Source organism: Clostridium sp. AF32-7AC (genome assembly GCF_003477925.1).
GTDB lineage: Bacteria > Bacillota > Clostridia > Lachnospirales > Lachnospiraceae > Otoolea > Otoolea fessa.
The window spans coordinates 96124-113015 of sequence record NZ_QUEG01000003.1; the positions used below are offsets into that span (position 1 = coordinate 96124).

At 49.8% G+C, this 16892-nt stretch carries 17 protein-coding genes; 2 read left to right on the forward strand and 15 right to left on the reverse strand.

Translation table 11 applies throughout. From position 1 onward, the window contains the following. Positions 1–162: 162 nt before the first annotated feature. The 3 genes from DWZ45_RS06135 to DWZ45_RS06145 all read right to left on the reverse strand — a co-directional run bounded on the left by DWZ45_RS06135 (position 163) and on the right by DWZ45_RS06145 (position 3234). Positions 163–1017: a RelA/SpoT domain-containing protein gene (locus DWZ45_RS06135; RefSeq protein WP_265104151.1), complete on the reverse strand. Its 855-nt coding sequence runs from the start codon at positions 1015–1017 to the stop codon at positions 163–165. 10 nt (positions 1018–1027) lie between these two features. Then, on the reverse strand, positions 1028–2533 hold the full coding sequence (gene galT / locus DWZ45_RS06140; RefSeq protein ID WP_118468136.1) for a UDP-glucose--hexose-1-phosphate uridylyltransferase: 1506 nt from the start codon (positions 2531–2533) through the stop codon (positions 1028–1030). A 167-nt stretch (positions 2534–2700) separates the two neighbouring features. Beyond that, the gene (locus DWZ45_RS06145) at positions 2701–3234 is read right to left on the reverse strand and encodes a Gx transporter family protein (RefSeq protein WP_022359343.1); all 534 of its coding nucleotides are present in this window, start codon (positions 3232–3234) and stop codon (positions 2701–2703) included. A gap of 287 nt (positions 3235–3521) precedes the next feature. Here DWZ45_RS06145 and DWZ45_RS06150 point away from each other — a divergent pair, with 287 nt between their 5' ends. Both DWZ45_RS06150 and DWZ45_RS06155 read left to right on the forward strand, forming a co-directional pair. Further along, positions 3522–4547, forward strand: a complete 1026-nt coding sequence (locus DWZ45_RS06150; RefSeq protein WP_118468138.1) for an FAD:protein FMN transferase — start codon at positions 3522–3524, stop codon at positions 4545–4547. Further along, the gene (locus tag DWZ45_RS06155) at positions 4528–4872 is read left to right on the forward strand and encodes a NusG domain II-containing protein (RefSeq protein ID WP_181357182.1); all 345 of its coding nucleotides are present in this window, start codon (positions 4528–4530) and stop codon (positions 4870–4872) included. The genes DWZ45_RS06150 and DWZ45_RS06155 overlap by 20 nt, the downstream gene beginning before the upstream one ends. Positions 4873–4941: 69 nt before the next feature. Here DWZ45_RS06155 and DWZ45_RS06160 read toward each other — a convergent pair whose 3' ends face one another. The 12 genes from DWZ45_RS06160 to DWZ45_RS06215 form a co-directional block, all read right to left on the reverse strand. Further along, positions 4942–5937, reverse strand: coding sequence for an aldo/keto reductase (locus DWZ45_RS06160; RefSeq protein ID WP_107000500.1), 996 nt, complete (start codon positions 5935–5937; stop codon positions 4942–4944). A gap of 15 nt (positions 5938–5952) precedes the next feature. Further along, positions 5953–6813, reverse strand: coding sequence for an SseB family protein (locus DWZ45_RS06165; RefSeq protein ID WP_118468140.1), 861 nt, complete (start codon positions 6811–6813; stop codon positions 5953–5955). 16 nt (positions 6814–6829) lie between these two features. Continuing rightward, positions 6830–7459: a DUF3877 family protein gene (locus DWZ45_RS06170; RefSeq protein WP_182426639.1), complete on the reverse strand. Its 630-nt coding sequence runs from the start codon at positions 7457–7459 to the stop codon at positions 6830–6832. A 134-nt stretch (positions 7460–7593) separates the two neighbouring features. Next, a complete protein-coding gene (locus DWZ45_RS06175) occupies positions 7594–8091 on the reverse strand; it encodes a metallophosphoesterase (RefSeq protein ID WP_117796169.1) in 498 nt (165 codons plus the stop codon). Beyond that, a complete protein-coding gene (gene rdgB / locus DWZ45_RS06180) occupies positions 8088–8690 on the reverse strand; it encodes an RdgB/HAM1 family non-canonical purine NTP pyrophosphatase (RefSeq protein WP_107000503.1) in 603 nt (200 codons plus the stop codon). The genes DWZ45_RS06175 and rdgB overlap by 4 nt, the downstream gene beginning before the upstream one ends. A gap of 109 nt (positions 8691–8799) precedes the next feature. Continuing rightward, positions 8800–10515 carry a lectin like domain-containing protein gene (locus tag DWZ45_RS06185; RefSeq protein WP_118468144.1) on the reverse strand — a complete coding sequence of 572 codons (1716 nt, stop codon included), beginning with the start codon at positions 10513–10515 and terminating at the stop codon, positions 8800–8802. After that, positions 10505–11671 (reverse strand): class I SAM-dependent RNA methyltransferase, encoded by a 1167-nt coding sequence (locus tag DWZ45_RS06190; RefSeq protein WP_118468146.1) that lies wholly within the window; start codon positions 11669–11671, stop codon positions 10505–10507. The genes DWZ45_RS06185 and DWZ45_RS06190 overlap by 11 nt, the downstream gene beginning before the upstream one ends. Before the next feature lie 141 nt (positions 11672–11812). Then, the gene (locus DWZ45_RS06195; RefSeq protein WP_022359332.1) at positions 11813–12124 is read right to left on the reverse strand and encodes a rhodanese-like domain-containing protein; all 312 of its coding nucleotides are present in this window, start codon (positions 12122–12124) and stop codon (positions 11813–11815) included. 343 nt (positions 12125–12467) lie between these two features. Next, positions 12468–12692, reverse strand: a complete 225-nt coding sequence (locus DWZ45_RS06200; RefSeq protein ID WP_118468148.1) for a hypothetical protein — start codon at positions 12690–12692, stop codon at positions 12468–12470. A gap of 264 nt (positions 12693–12956) precedes the next feature. Further along, positions 12957–13676 (reverse strand): C40 family peptidase, encoded by a 720-nt coding sequence (locus DWZ45_RS06205; protein ID WP_022359330.1) that lies wholly within the window; start codon positions 13674–13676, stop codon positions 12957–12959. 384 nt (positions 13677–14060) lie between these two features. Continuing rightward, positions 14061–15818 carry a HAMP domain-containing sensor histidine kinase gene (locus DWZ45_RS06210; RefSeq protein ID WP_118468150.1) on the reverse strand — a complete coding sequence of 586 codons (1758 nt, stop codon included), beginning with the start codon at positions 15816–15818 and terminating at the stop codon, positions 14061–14063. Then, the gene (locus DWZ45_RS06215; RefSeq protein ID WP_022359328.1) at positions 15815–16492 is read right to left on the reverse strand and encodes a response regulator transcription factor; all 678 of its coding nucleotides are present in this window, start codon (positions 16490–16492) and stop codon (positions 15815–15817) included. Before DWZ45_RS06215 ends, DWZ45_RS06210 begins: the two co-directional genes overlap by 4 nt. Positions 16493–16892: the final 400 nt, after the last annotated feature.

Sequence of the window (16892 nt, forward strand, 5' to 3'; positions counted from 1 at the left end):
AGCCAGATTGTCACGGTTCACGCATACGTGCCCAGTAACGCCAGATTCATAGACCTATGACAGCAAAACAGGCATTGAAATGCTCTTCATCCACCACTGTGTGGATAGCAAGCATTCCAATGCCTGTTTTTTGATCCAGTTATCTTTTCTTTTCCCTATTCCTTATCGTTCTTCTTTCCCCAGCAGCTCCCGCATACTTGCGAGCAGCTTCGCCTCTTTGTCTTCCTTATATTCTCCGAGCAGGACCTCTTCAAACTCCTTCTCCACCTTCATCCGGCGGAAATACGAGCTCATTTCATCCGCCATGCCGGAGAGCCGGTTTAACAGGCGGGAGAAATCGCGCAGCATCACGTCGTCCTTGTGGTACGGATAAACAATGTCGTGGTCAACCTCACTCCATCCCTCCTCGAACAGCGTTCTCGCCTGAATCTCGACGTAGTAACCGCGGTATTTGATGATGTAGTGAAGGGAACGGTAGATACCGCCTGACTTGATTTCGATCACATTTTCATCGTAGATCCGGCTGTCCCCGTTTCGGCGGTATACCTTCGGACGCTCTGCAATGTAGCAGTGTGTCTCATCGTTGTCAAAATCGCGCTCACGGTCTTTTACATACTGCTCCGGGGCATTTTCAAACGCCGATGTGATGTATTCATGGAAATGACGCCAATCCTCACGGTACAGGAAGAATACACGGATACCGATAAGGTCCGTCACGTATTTCCAGTAATTATCAACTCCCAGCTGGGCAAATTTCTCCGGCTGCTCTTTTTTCTTGCGGATGATCTTCTCCAGCAGATGCCCCGGTGCCTTGGTACGGTAACGGTAGGAATGGATCCCCGCTTTTTCAATATCATACAGATACTTATCTACAAAATCCTTGCCAATCTCCCGCAGCTTTCCCTCGATCGTCGCATAATGATCCGCGATCGCAGTCAATTCCTCCCAGGAAACGCCCGCCGCGTCAAAGTCTTCCTGTTCGATCCGATATTTTCTTAAAAATAAATCTCTCTCCATTATCTCCTCTTTATCGGAAGCCCACTGAGCGCAGGAACCGGGCAAATGCCTCCCTGCCTTCCGGCGTACACTTATATACGCCCGCGTCTTCCAGTACCTGCTCAAAGACAAGACCTACCTCTTTTTGCAGGATTTCGTTTATATTTTCACTTGTTATATGCTCATACTTCGGCAGGAACTCATCCACCCAGTCCGCATGCTTTTCAAGCTCTGGATTGGAACGGATATCGCCTCCGGAAAGGATCGCCTCCGCCAGATCGGCAAGCTCCTGTTTCAATCTGGACGGGAGCACCGCCAGACCCATGACCTCGATCAGACCGATATTTTCTTTCTTGATGTGATGCAGCTTCGCGTGCGGATGGTAAACACCAAGCGGATACTCATCCGTCGTGATGTTATTGCGGAGCACCAGATCCAGCTCATAGAAATCGCCATTCTTTCTGGCAATCGGCGTGATCGTGTTGTGCGGTTCTCCGTCCGTCTCGGCATAAATAAAGGCATCCTCATCCGTATAGCTGCGCCATGCACACAGCACTTTTTCGCCAAGATCAATCAGGCGGTCCGGATTCTTGGAACGGGTCCGCAGAACTGACATCGGCCATTTAACGATTCCGGCTTCCACATCCTCGAAGCCTTCCATCTCAAATTTCTGTTCAATCGGCGCTTTTGCCATCGCAAACGTGTAATGTCCGCCCTGGAAATGGTCGTGACTTAAAATCGAACCGCCGACGATCGGCAGATCCGCATTGGACCCCAGAAAATAGTGCGGGAACAATTTCACAAAATCAAACAATTTGACAAACGTTGCCCGTTCGATCTTCATCGGCGTGTGCACACCGTTGAACACGATGCAGTGCTCATTGTAATACACATACGGCGAATACTGAAAGCCCCACTGGCTGTCATTGACCGTGATCGGGATAATGCGGTGGTTATTGCGCGCCGGATGGTTGACACGTCCGGCATAGCCTTCATTTTCCTTGCATAAGAGGCATTTCGGATAACCGCTCTGCTTTGCCAGTTTGGCTGCCGCGATTGCCTTCGGATCTTTCTCCGGCTTAGATAAATTAACCGTGATGTCCAGCTCCCCGTATTTTGTATCTGTTTTCCATTTCATATCTTTGGAAACACGGTAACGGCGGATGTAATTGGAATCCTGGCTCAATTTGTAATAATAATTGGTTGCCGCCTCCGGCGATTCCTCATACAATTTCCAGAAATGTCCAATCACCTCGCTCGGGCGCGGCATCAGGCAGTTCATCAGCTTCGTGTCGAACAGATCGCGGTACACCACGCCGTCCTCCTTCAAAACGCCCGTCTCATGTGCATAATCAAGCAGGGCATCCAACGTCTCTTCCAGTGAAATCTCCCTGCATGCGCCCTGTGGTTCTTCATATTCATCCAGTCCCAGAACCTCGAGAATCTGGTTCGTCGCGTAAATGCGATCCGACTCCTGAAGAAGCCCCGTATTGACTCCGTACTGTACTAAATTTCTGATTGCTTCATATACTGCCATACCCTATCCTCCTGACTGAAAAACAACCTTGCTGTTTCATTCTTATCCTTTTTATAACTTTAGCTGCCCGTATACCATTGCGCCACCTTATCTCATGGCATTTTCGGTTCCAAAAATGCCTGCATATGAACAGTCACTGTACATCCTCTTACTCTTGTGACTTCCATTTACATAAATTTTGTCAAATCCAGACATTTTAAGCGGTTTACCAGGATTCCTCCGAGAAGCCCAATCAGCGCCCCCGCTGCCGTTCCGGCTGCCAGAAGCACCGGAAGATAGTAGAACAGACTCGCATTTTCCACCACCAGCGCCGCCACGATAAGCTGCCCGATGTTGTGTCCCGCACCACCCAGGATGCTGACACCGGTCACGCCGAACCAGTCCAACCGGCGGAACACCACCATCAGAAGAAGGCTGACCGCAGCACCTGCCAGACTATACAGCATCATCGACAGGTTTCCAAATGTAAATCCTACCAGCACGATACGCACCAATGCAATCGCCGCTGCCGCACCGGCTCCCAGCAGATACAGGCTCACGATCGACGCCAGATTCGCCAATCCCAGCTTGACCCCCGGAACGCCCAGGTTGATCGGTATCAGGGTCTCAACATAGCTCAGCAGAAATGCCAGCGCTGTCATCATTCCATATAAAGCGATTTTTCCGGCTCTGGATGTGCCTGCTCGTCCTTTTTTCTGCATTTCTTCCTCCTCTGTATACCTCTATAAATATATTAGTAAAAATTTTTAGTTTTGTAAAGCGCGTAACGGTTCACAGATAGGAATTTTCTGAACTAAAAATTCCGTACGATACAGTTCTGGCGTTACTGTTCACGCATACGTGCCCAGTAACGTTCTGGCTGCCGGTGCATTTAGTTTCTGGGCCGTAATCTTGACTTTCCTATCAACCTTTGTTAGAGTAGTTGCAGACATTTTTGCAAACATAGTTTCAAACCGAATTTTCGATATTTTTAAGAATGGAGCTCTTTATGAAAAAAAAGGATTTATCCGCGCTTCTGACACTTCTTGCCGTCGTATTTTTTGGCTGCGGCGCGGCGCTTCTTTTCAGCAAATCCCGCCGGGAGCCGATCAGCCGTTCCGCGTTTCTGCTGAATACATTTGTCAACATCACACTCTATGATTCGCAGGATGAAGCGATCCTTGACCACTGTGTGGACATGTGCCAGGAGTACGAAAACCGTTTCAGCAAGACGATCGAGGGCAGCGAGCTTTACAAGTTAAACCACCGCAGTGCCGACGAGACGACTTTTACCGTCTCCGACGATATGGCGGCGATGATTTCTGAAGGACTGCATTACAGTGAGGTTTCCCATGGTGCCTACGACCTGACGATCGAACCGCTCAGTTCTCTCTGGAATTTTACCAGCGACGAGCACGTGATCCCGGCGGAGGATGACATAACAGCGGCGGCAGAACGCGTCAACTGGAAAAATGTGAAACTTGACGGAAATACTTTAACCTTCCTCTCCCCGGACACGACGATTGACCTCGGCTCCATCGCCAAGGGCTACATTGCCGACCGCATGAAAGACTATCTGACCGAATCCGGCGTCGAAAGCGCCATCATCAACCTGGGCGGCAACGTACTCTGTGTCGGTGAGCGCACAAACCACCAGCCGTTCCGCATCGGGCTGCAGAAACCGTTTGCCGACTATGCAACGGTCTTTGCCGATCTGAATATTGATGACATGTCCGTTGTCTCCTCCGGCGTCTATGAGCGCCATTTTGAAAAAAACGGTGTCAATTACCATCACCTGTTAAACCCGAAAACAGGCTATCCGTACCAGAACGGACTGGTCTCCGTGACGATCGTCTCCCCGCGTTCGATGGACGGCGATGTACTCAGCACGACCTGTTTCTCGATGGGACTGGATAAGGGTCTGGAACTCATCAATTCGATGGATGGCATTTATGCTTATTTTATCACGGATGATTATGAACTGATTTACTCGGATGGAGCGGAGGCATTTATTGATGAAATCAAAGAAAAATAGAAATGATTTTGTTTTGATTCTGGTTCTTCTAGCCGTCATACTCATCGGTTTTCTGGTTGTGCGCTTGCAGCGCCAGAAGGATGCTTTTACCGTTGATGTCAGTGTCAATGGAACAACCGTCGCCACCTACCGGCTGGATGAGGAGATAGACACCTGGATCGACGGGTATCAGGGGGGACAAAATCATCTGGTGATTCAAGATGGATGTGCCCGGATCGAAGAGGCAGACTGCCCGGACAAGCTCTGTGTGAAGCAGGGAACCGTTTCAGAGAGTGGGGAATCGCTGGTTTGCCTGCCGAATAGGGTGGTTGTGGCGGTTAAATAGATATGGTTTGCCAACACGGACGGAAACGCCCAGCGGGTACGCATAATTGCGCCGCTGGGCGTTTTCTGTTTATTTTATTCCACAAATTTGATCGATTTTAAGCAGCTCTTCCTCGCTCAACGGTGCCCCATCCAACATTTTCAGATTATCTAATATCTGCTCCGGTTTGGACGCACCGATGAGAACGCTGGTTACCACAGGATCCTTCATGACCCATTTGAGCGCCATCTGGGAGAGTTTTTCGCCTCTCTGTCCAGCCATCTCGTTGAGGGCGCGGATCTGGCTGATTTTTTCTTCGGTGAGCTGGTCTTTTTTGAGAAATCTGCCGTCGGTCATGACGCGGCTGTCGGCTGGGATGCCGTACAGATAACGGTCGGTTAAGGTTCCCTGTGCAAGCGGGCTGAATGCAATCAGACCTTTCTTTTCTTTGACAGCGGCTTCTTTTAAGCCGTTGTTTTCGATCGTGCGGTCAAAGATGCTGTAGCGGTTCTGATTGATGACGAACGGGCATTTCAGATCACGCAGGATCGCAGCGGCTTCCTGCATTTTTTGTCCATTGTAGTTGGAAAGTCCTGCATAGAGAGCTTTTCCGCTCTTAACTGCCTGATCGAGTGCTCCCATCGTCTCCTCAAGGGGCGTCTCCGGGTCCATCCGGTGATGATAGAAAATGTCTACATACGGAAGTCCCAGGCGTGTAAGGCTCTGATCGAGGCTTGCAAGCAGGTATTTGCGGCTGCCCCAGTTTCCATAAGGGCCGTTCCACATCTCGTATCCGGCTTTCGTGCTGATGATCAGCTCGTCTCGATATGGCATGAAATTTTCCTTTACAATCCGTCCCAGATTTTCCTCAGCACTTCCCGGCTCCGGTCCATAATTGTTGGCAAGGTCAAAGTGCGTGACGCCATTGTCAAAAGCGGTAAAACACAGCTTCCGCATTGTCTCATAGACGCCGGTGCTGCCAAAATTATGCCAGAATCCCAGCGAAACTGCCGGAAGCCTGAGTCCGCTGCTGCCGCAGCGGTTGTAGGTCATTCCATCATATCTTGCGTCTGCTGCCTGATACATATACTCTTTCCTTTCCTACTCCCGTCCAGCCTCTGCCTGAACCTCGCGGATAGCTGCGTCGATCTGTGCCTCTACGGATACCGGCTTCTGGACCGGTGCTTCCGGCTGCTTCTTTACTTTCTGTACGGTCAGCGGCATATTAACGCCCAGCGGATTGAGAACGATGCCCTTTGCCTCCTCCGGGAGTACCTGAGCCAGCTTGAGCGCATCTACGACAACCGGGCGGAATTTCTTCTCACGGTTGAAACGCTGGAACTCGATCACATCCGTAAAGATCGGCTGGAAAATATCTCCGCTCTTTAATTTAACCAGCGGAATGCCATTTCCTTCCTCTGGAAGCGGCACGATATAGCGGCCCTTCGTGAAGTGCGCGCCGATCTCCTCCTGTAAATCGTTTAATTCCGGCGTAATCTCCTGATTTGGATGACGGCGCAGATCCTGCATATAGTAAAGCATCGTCAGGTGCAGCTCCGGGTTCTCCACCCAGACTTTTCCATTCTTGCTCTCCTCCGGGTCTTTGCGTCTTACAAACTCGGTCAGCTGAATCATCTTCTGCTCCTCGCCCACGTGTACCTGGATAGCATTGACACCCATCGTGTAAAGGCTGGTATAGAAAAGCAGAAGGCTCTTTCTGTCTACCTTCGCGATTCCTACCGGAATCTGCTGCTCTGCCAGCTTCTGTGCGCCTACCTTTGCGCCCTCTTCGTCCGTAAACAGCAGGATGGCATCATCCATTGTTTCCGGATCACAGTATACATACGGCTCTTTCGTACATCCGGAAAGAATGGCATATAAGGAATCTGCCTCTCTTAACTTCTGTGCGAAGATATCCGGCTCCTGTTCATTCGTATTTGTCTGCTTTGTCTCGTTTTCCATCCGTCTAATCTCCTTTTTATTGAATCGTCATCAATGCCTCAAAATCAGCCCGTGCAAATCGGTGGTAAATCGTGTGCCCCATCTCCTCACGGATGCAGTAATCATATGCATCGATGCTGCTGTCTGTAAAATAAATGACATAATCAAAATCCATGCCGTCCGGCATCTGCCGGCACTCATACGCGCCGAATTTTTCAAACACAGCGGTAATCTCTTCCTTTGTGCAGGCGTGCTTTTCCCGAAACAACTGAATCAGCTCTTTTAAAAACGGCGGTTCCGGCACCTGCTCATGGACATACTCCACAAAATCCGGCGGGATCGTAAAGACGATCCGATCGGCGTGGATCCGAATCTGGGTATCTCCCATTTTCTCCTTCTTCGCCTCCAGCTCATGCCGTATCTTCTTCGCCAGCTCCCGGATATCCGTCTCCTGCATCTCCAGCATCGCATTCAGGGAAGAAAGCGGATAATAAAGGCGCATCGTCTCCCTGGCATAACCAAGTTTTAGCTGCGCCTCTTTGATCTGATCCGTCATATTTTGAATTAAAGCTTCCAGTTTCATGTCATACTCCTGCCTCGGAAACGAAACCTCCGTCCCCGGCATCTTTATTGGGTTGATTGAATCATTGATAAGTACCTTTTTCACAATCTCTCTCATTATAACAATTTACCGAAAATGCGTCAATATGCGGATATTTGCTTTTTCGGTTTCTGTTCACGCATAGTTACTGGGCACGTATGCGTGAACAGTGACACGCATATGTGCCCAGTAACAGACCTCTACAAATAACAGGTCGTAAAATGCGCCTCGCCCTCGTCATCCAGATCCATGAGCATGTAGCTCGGGCGTCTGCCCTCCTGGCGCGGAAATGAAAGACTGCCCGGATTCAACACAGTCAGATCCCCGCGCCGCTCCAGATACGGCTTGTGGGTATGTCCAAACATCGCAATCTGCACGCCGCGATCCTGTGCCTCATCGATCAGGCGCTCCGTCCCAACCGATACGCTATAAAAATGACCGTGGGTCAGAAATGTGCGGTATTTTCCAATCGAAATCTCCTTCTCACGGTCCAGATGGGAGAAAAAATCATTATTTCCCAGCACCATATAGACCTCGCAGTCCGGGTTCTGCTCCTTACACCACGATGTAATCATGTCCTCACTTCCCTCGGCGTCACCCAGATGAATGAACATGTCAAACGGTGCTTCATTCTGGATGACTTCCAGCAGATTACCATCCCGACGGTGGGTGTCGCTTGTAATTAATATCTTTTTCATCTCTCGCCAAGCGCCTCCTTCAGCGCATCTTTCATCCGCTCCAGCGCCTTGCCCCGGTGGCTGATACGGTTTTTCTCCTCCATCGTGAGCTCTGCTGACGTTTTGCCGTACTCCGGCAGCCAGAGAATCGGATCATATCCAAATCCGCCGTTTCCAGCCGCTTCCTTTGCAATCTCGCCCTCCATCGCCGCTTCTGTGTGAAGCACTCTGCCATCCGGCAGCACTGCCGCGATATTGCACATAAAACGGGCGCTCCGCTCTTTTCCTTTTGCATCCTTCACGCGCTCAATCAAAATCCGGTTCTTTTCCTCATACGGTGTGTCCCCTAAATACCGCGCTGAATAAACGCCCGGCTCGCCGTTTAAATAATCTATCACCAGTCCAGAATCATCTGCCAGCACAATGCCGCCCGTCTTCTCCCAGACTGCCTTCGCCTTGATCTCTGCATTCTCGCGGAAGGTGGTTCCATTTTCCTCGATCTCGCCTTCAAATCCAGCCTCGCGCATCGTAACAATCTCACGGTTTAAATCCTTTAAAATCTCACGGATCTCTTTCAGCTTTCCCGCATTTCCCGTCGCAAATATAATTTTCTCGCTCACTTTTCCTCGCTCCTTTATCCTCAAACAGCATGGCTTTTCATATCCCGACATTCCGAATCACCGTTCTTCAAAAACGGCTTCCGCCATACCTTCACATCCGTACCAGCAATCAATTCCAGGAATCCACATTTCTCGTATACGCTTTCAAACACACATTGCAGTTTTGCTCCGCCTCCACGCGCTCCCAGGAGGAACCGCGGTAACTGATATAGCCTTCACCGTCGCTTAAATCGACCGTCAGTCCCTTATCCGACGAACTGTACTCGATCGCCACCGGATGAATCGCTCCCGGCGTCGTGATCTCGACAATCACGGCAAACCGTTCGCCTGCCTCCAGCGTCACCGTCTTATCCAGCAAAACCGTATAATATCCGGCGTTCACAACCTCCCCGGAAGCCACCTTTCTGCGCCGCCCGAACTGGGAGCTGCCCTCGGCGTCCGTCACGGTATATACCTGATACGATGTATTTTCCCCGGTTGCATAGAAACCGACTGCCTCCAGCTCTTCTTTCTCCTCTGCCGTATAAATATTGGCAAAAAATGCCGATTCTTTTCCGTAACCGAGCTGCCCGACCCAGCCGCACAGATCTGTCTGGTAAATGTGGTCGTAATTATCTGCCGACTCGATTCCAGAATAGAGAATGTTGTGGATCCCAATATTTGTATCATAGTAGGACACGTAAAAATACCCATCGTCCCCAAATTCGCCGCCCCAGCTGTTGGCGCAGATAAACGCGCCATCCCCCTCCGGCGGCTGGTTAAAATTGTCTCTCGAATAGTGGTCATCCCAGCCGATGATCACAACGTCATGATTTGGCTTCTCATCGCCATTATACCAGTACGCCCCTGTCTCTTTCCGGTAATAATGCGTGTCGTCGCGGTCACTGACCATCGCCGTATACAGGGAGCTCTGAACGCCTCCGTACAGATAAACCGCCCGTTTAACCGCCTCATAATCCTTCTCCGGCAACACCTGTATCTCCTGCACATGACAAGCAGGGCTTAAACCGTCAGGCGAATAGCCGTCGCCGTATGGATCCTGTTCTTCCAGCACCGGCCCCTGCCACGCCAGCAGATACGCCATCGACATCGTATACTCACCCCCGGCATTCTGTGAAAAATGGAAGCTGTTCCGGAGGGACATATGATCCTCCGAAAAGCTGACATTCCACTCCGGCCGGACACGACTTTCCAGCGCCATTACCGATGCAAACGCCCAGCACGTTCCGAGACTCCCCTGGTTTTTAACCGCCGGTGCCCGGCCAGCCTTCCGGTAATCATAGGATTCCGACAAAAACGTGGCTGGATCCTCTGACCCGGTCAGTTCCATTTTCCGGTTCTCTGCATCCCAATTTTCTTCATAGGAAAATACCTCCGTCACCGCCTCAAGCGGCACATACAGGATTCCATTTTCCCACTCTGGGGGTGCTGCAATCGTCTGGCTCTCCTCCCCAAGCAAAAGTTCCGGGCTTCCGACCGTCATCTCCGCATGAGTATTGCCGCGCTCCATCACAAGCCGGTTTCCATCGTAGAGAAGCGCCGCACAGGAAAGCGCGTCCGGCAGCATCCCATACGGTATCATAAACTGCCCGTCCTGCGACATTCTCAAGCTTCCAAGCTGCGGATCGACCATTGTTCCATCGACTTCCAGCGTGATCGGGCTGTCATTAATCTCCTCGGCCATCTGCTCATACCACTCCGGCTGCCACTCGGCGCTCTCCTCCGTCTTTTCCACCTGCTTCGGAATATGAATCAGACGGTTCTCGCGTACCAGAAATCCCAGCAGAAGCACCAGAAGCGCCCCATAGAAAACATTACGCTTCAACCTGATCCCCCGTTTTTCTTCTCGGCGGCTTCGGACCCATAAACTGATAATAATACGTCTTCATCATACCATTGTAGATTTTCCGGTTCTTGTCCGCTTTCCTGCCAATATAGCGCTCTGCGTCCTCATACGCGGTAATCAGGTACATCGACCAGGAATCCAGCGCCTTAAACCGTTCACCGATCGTCTTATAGAGCGCTGGAAGGTTCTTTTTCTCCTCGATACGCTCGCCGTAAGGCGGGTTTGTGATAATAAAGCCATATTTCTTCGGATGGCTCAGCTGCGCCACCGGGCGCTCCTGGAAATGAATCATGTGATCCACTCCGGCTCTCTCCGCATTTTCCCGCGCCGCCTTGATTACCTCGCCGTCAATATCGTAGCCCTGAATGTCTACCTTTACGGTATCATCCACCATCTCGGTCGCTTCATCGATCGCGTCGTACCAGCATTTCTTCGGAATCAGGTTTGTCCAGCTCTCCGACAGGAAGGAACGGTTCATGCCCGGTGCCATATTGGCCGCGATCATCGCCGCCTCGATTGGGAAAGTACCGCTTCCGCAGAACGGATCGACCAGAATCCGGTCCGCTTTCCACGGAGTCAGAAGAATCAGCGCCGCTGCCAGTGTTTCCGTGATCGGCGCCTTACTCGTCATCTGACGGTAACCGCGCTTGTGCAGCGACTCGCCGCTCGTATCGATACCGACTGTCACCTGATCCTTATAGAAAAAGACGCGCAGCGGATATTCATTGCCCGTCTCCGGCATCCGGTCCAGATCGTAATATTCCTGCATATGACGGGCAATCGCCTTTTTCATAATTCTCTGGATATCCGACGGGCTGAACAGCTTACTCGAAATAGACGACGCCTTTTTAACCCAGCATTTACCGTCCTTCGGAAGATATTTCTCCCACAGAATCGCACGAGTCGCCTCAAACAGCTCGTCAAAGGTCACTGCCTTGAAGCTTCCCACTTTTAAAAGGACGCGCTCCGCCGTCCGCAGAAAAATATTCGCACGGCAGATCGCCTCCGCATCGCCGATAAAGGTTACGCGACCATTTTCCACCTCGGTAACCTCATAGCCCAGATCCACTACCTCTTTTTTTAACACTGCTTCCAGTCCAAAATGACAGGGAGCAATCAGTTCATATCGTTCCAATCTTTTTTCCTCTTATCTCTCTGTGGATTCATTGCCAAATCATTTCATGCAAAGAATCCTTTTATTTTCATTACAGTCTTCACCATTTTTATTCTAGTTGACTGGTCTGCATCTGTCAATGAAAAGCCGCGGCAAAAGTGTCTATCTCAGGCTGCACTGATACTTCCCCTGATAAAAGCGGTAACCGCCGCCCAGATTATAAACTTCATATCCCATCCGGTCATACCAGCCGCACACCAGAAGGCTTTCACTCCCCCGCGCACAGTAAAACAGAAGCGGACGTTCACCTGTAAGTGTCTGCCGGTTATCCTGAAGCCATAAAAATGGAATATTTTCCGCCTCGCAGAGGTGAGACACATTATATTCTTCCGGCGTCCGAAGGTCAATCAGCCGTCCCGTGTACCCTTGCTCCAGCCACGCGTCCAGATACCGCACCGGTATGGTCTGATACATCCGTCATCCCTCCTCATTTTATACAAAAACGGTTTCTGACAGAACCCGATTTCTTTTTTAACTCTATGTAATATTAATATATGCTTTGTCCGGCGGACAGGTGTCGGAGGAGATGCGGCAGCCTCTTCCATTGGCACGAAAGTACAAAAGACTGTGCCTTGGCACATCCGGGTGTCTCGCGCGGTCGCTTGCGACATGTTTCTGCTTTGCGCAAGTGCACATCCTAGCGGAGCGTTTTTTGTTTCATAGGACGTAATTTCCTATGAAACGAACAAATGCCGGGAAACGGTGGATATTCCGCATTCCCGGCATTCACTATTTTTTCTCTTATCTGCCTATCTCATCAGTCACAATCGCTGTAATCATCCTCTGTCTTGTCCTGATACTGGTTTTTAGAGCTATTTCTGGAACGGTTCTGGCTCTGGTTCTGCATGCGGTTCTGGCTCTGGTTCTGCATGCGGTTCTGGCTCTGGTTGGAACCATAATTAGAGCTGTTCTTGGATGCATTTTTGGTGCTGTTTTTCTCGGCACTGTTATCATAGTTGCTGTAACTGTTTTTGCTTGACATAAGTCATTCCTCCTAAATTCCTGCCCTGTCAGGTTTTCTACGTGTCGGTTCCGGCTTCCTGTGAACAGCCGCTTAACCGTCACTTTCTTGTTACAGGTCTTAGTATGGAATTTTACTGCGAAAGTATGCAGGGTAATTCTTACTTTTTATGCCAGTAATATTTTTTTGTTTCATCGGACGCAATTTCCTATGAAATCAAAAAACATCTGCATCCAACCCTTTTTTCATGAAAAGGTTCAATGCAGATGTTTCGTAAATTCATTCTTAACCCAGCACGTTCACAATCTTAACCGGTGTGCGGTAGTTCCATGGGGAAGTCTTGATGCCAGTTCTTTCAGTTGAAGCATGTACCACTTTGCCGTCGCCGATATACATCGCTACATGGTTGATACCTCTTCCGCTTCCGTAGAAAATCAGGTCGCCCGGCTGCATCTGGTCAGCGCTGATTGCTGTACCCTGCTTGGACTGGGAAGTTGAAGAACGGTTCAGGCTCACACCGGCACCGTGCTGCATCACATATTTCGTAAAACCAGAACAGTCAACCCCTGTGTGCGGGTCGCTGCCGCCAAATTTATAACGTCCACCTACAAACTGCAGTGCATAATTGACTAACTGCTCTCTGGTCGAGAGATTGCTCTGCTCTGCGACAAATGCATCTGCGACTGCAGCTGCTTCCTCTGCCTTGCTGAGCATAACGCTACTCTGAACCTTCAAATAGCCTTCCATCTCACCGGCCGCTACCTTGATCCAGCTGTCATCTGCCTTTCCAACTACGTCATAGGACTCGCCCTTTTCAGCCATCGCTACTACTTCTGAGTTTTCATCCTCATCCGCATAGATCGAAAGGTCTGCTGCCACGGTTGCCACCATGTCGCTCTCATAACCTGTAGACGGCCCCGCAAAAGCTGCCTGCGCGCTGCCAATGGTCAGCATTGAGCACACGCATACCATACTGAAAAGTTTCTTTGTTCTATTTAAATTCATGCTTCAAAACTCCTTAATTAGATTTTGTGATTCCCGCAGATATTGCTGAAACAAAAGAATCGAGTCCCAATCGCTGTGGTGTTATCTATCGGTCGAAATGTTACATAATTATTAAATCTTGTTACGTTATTATTATATTTTCTTTTCTTTTCGTTGTCAAGGAAATGACGGATCTTTTATATTTATTTAAGATTTTAATTTCGGACAAAAAAACGCAAAAATACAGGGAATTTCAACCATATTGGGACAAAATATTTTTGCCCCAGGCTGCCGAAATTCCCTGTATTTTCAAGTGTTTTTTATATCATCTCATATATAATGCAAATCACGATTCTGAAACATATTTCATAATTCTAAGATTCTGTCTCTGGCAAAATTTTATTTTCATTTTTCACCAGCCGTGTCCAGCGTAAACCAGAACTCCACACCGTTCTCATGGTTCTTCACACCGCACGCCTTATGGTGCATCTCCATGATCGCCTTGACGATCGAAAGCCCGATGCCGCTGCCGCCATATTCCCGCGTTCTCGCTTTATCTACCTTGTAAAACTTCGTCCAAAGGTTCGGAAGCGCTTCGTCCGGGATCGGATTTCCCGTGTTAAATACTTCCACGCAAACCTCTTTTCCATCGCGCCGGTGGTCAATCCGAATCTGAATCTTCTTCTCCCTGCCACCCACATGATGAATCGCGTTCGTCAGGTAATTGGTGATGACTTCCTCTATTTTAAATTCATCGCCCATGACGTAGACTGGTTCCTTCCCGTCAAAATCCACAGTCAGCTCATTCTGCTTAAGCAGCACACCGGAAGAAGAAATCACACTGGCAATCAGCTCCGTCAGGTCAAACCGCTCCACAGACAGCCGTTCTCCCCCAAATTCCAGCGCCGTCAAGGTCAGAAGTTGGCGCACCATCCGATTCATTTTTCCAGCCTCGTCCATGATAACGCCGCAGTAATAATCGCGGTTCTCCTTGTCCTCCGCCATGCCCTCGACGAGTCCTTCCGCATAGCCCTGAATCAGCGCGATCGGCGTCTTTAACTCATGCGACACATTCGCAATGAACTCCTTCCGCATCTCATCGATCTGCACTTTCTCGTCAATATCCTTTTTAAGCTGTGCATTCGCCTCTTTCAGTTCCCCGATCGTTGTCTTGAGGCGCTCCGAAAGCACATTCATGCTGTTTCCAAGCGTATCAATTTCCTCCGTCGAGCGGCGGCTTGTCTCATAGCGGGCATCAAAATCCAGGTTCGACATCTTTTCCGACAGCTCCGACAGCCGTTTGATCGGCATTGTAATGTGCCGGGTAATAAAATAAATCAGAATACTTCCCGCCAGAATTACCACGATTCCAACAAACATCAGAAACCGGTTTGAGATAGCCGCGCTCTCATGGATGCTCTCCATCGGCATCGTCATGATGAAAATGGTCGCATTATCCGAGAAAAATCCCCAGCTTTCCAGATAAAACGTCTTGCTGAGCGGGTCAAACGTCTTCTGAATCATGTAGTTGTCATATTCCCGCAATACATCCCGCTTCGCCCCCGCATGACCGACGATATAGCGCCGCACCCGGTCACGCATGACTTCCACATCCCGCGCCGAGGAGACGAGTGTCTGGTCACTCTCGCTGTCATATAAAAGCAGGGAAATATTCGACCGGTCACGCAGCTCGCGGATCACATTTGCCAGCCGGACACCGCCGCTCGAAGCTTCCTCCCTATCCAGTACATCCGCCGATGCATCCTCCGAGTCATCCTCCAGCACCACCGTGTCACCTTCCGCATATTCACCCAGCGCATCCTGTGTCTCATCGCCAGCCCTATCACCGGTTCCATTTTTACCAGACTGAGCCGAACCGCCATCCGCACTGTCCATATCAGAACTTCCATCTTTCGACTTCTGGTACTCTTTCCAACCCGAATTCAGCTCCGCCTGTGCGTCCTCCAGCGAACTCTCGCCATTCCGGACCTCATCCTGGATAATCGCGTCAATCGCCCGATATCCCTTTTCCAGCGTATGAATCTTATAATTCTGGTAATATCCGGACAGAAACCAGTTATTGATACACCAGATAAGCGCGATTGCAACCGTCATCAACCCGGCAAATATGATTGTAAATTTCCATCGGACCGAACGTTTCATTCGCTTACCTCAAATTTGTAGCCCATGCCCCAGATCGTCTTGATGTACTCGCCTTTCTCGCCCAGCTTACTCCGAAGCTTCTTCACATGCGTATCGATCGTCCGCGCATCGCCGAAATAATCATAATTCCATACATTATTCAGAATTTTTTCTCTCGAAAGCGCAATTCCCTGATTCTCTGCAAAATACGTCATCAGCTCAAATTCCTTGTAGCTTAAATCCACCGGTTTTCCATCCACACTGACCTGATGTGCCGTCTTATCAATGTGGATGCCGCCCACATCGATCACATCCTGGCTGCCGCCGTTGCTGCGGCGCAGGATCGCCTCCACACGTGCGACCAGGATCTTCGGACTGAACGGTTTGGAAATATACTCATCCACGCCCAGATTAAAGCCCTGCAGCTCGTCGCTCTCCTCGCCTCTCGCCGTCAGCATGATGATCGGCACCTGCGAATACTTGCGGATCGTCTTCACAACCTCCCAGCCGTCCATCTTCGGCATCATCACATCCAGAAGAATCAGCGCAATGTCCTTCTGCTGGAAAAACAGATCCACCGCCTCCTCGCCGTCCCCGGCTTCCAGCACCTGATACCCTTTAATCGAAAGGAAGTCCTTCACCAGCTTCCGCATCCTCGCCTCATCGTCCACGACCAGTATTTTAATCTTATCCATAAAATCTTCACCTCATTTATTTTACTCTGCCGTGTATGACAGAACCTCTTTCCACGCTGTCATATCCTGATTACATTCTCAATCTGTCTGTATTTTAGCAGATTCGGGTGGGAGATTCCATAGGTTCACAAAAGATTCATAGTTTCTGCCACATATAGAAAAGCGCCTATTATAAAAAAGAATGTGCCTTGGCACATTCTCAGACTGTAGACAAAATCCTTTTCCATCCTCCTGGGCTCCCCAATGCAAGCAATTTATATATTCAGTTGCCAAGGACAAATGGAACTTTTTCATCTCACACGCAAAACAGGACTGTCCGACAAAATCCAGTATTTCCCTGCATTTCTCATCCAGCCCTGTTTGCTTTCTATTTCACAGTCTTCCCAGGCTGTTCCATATC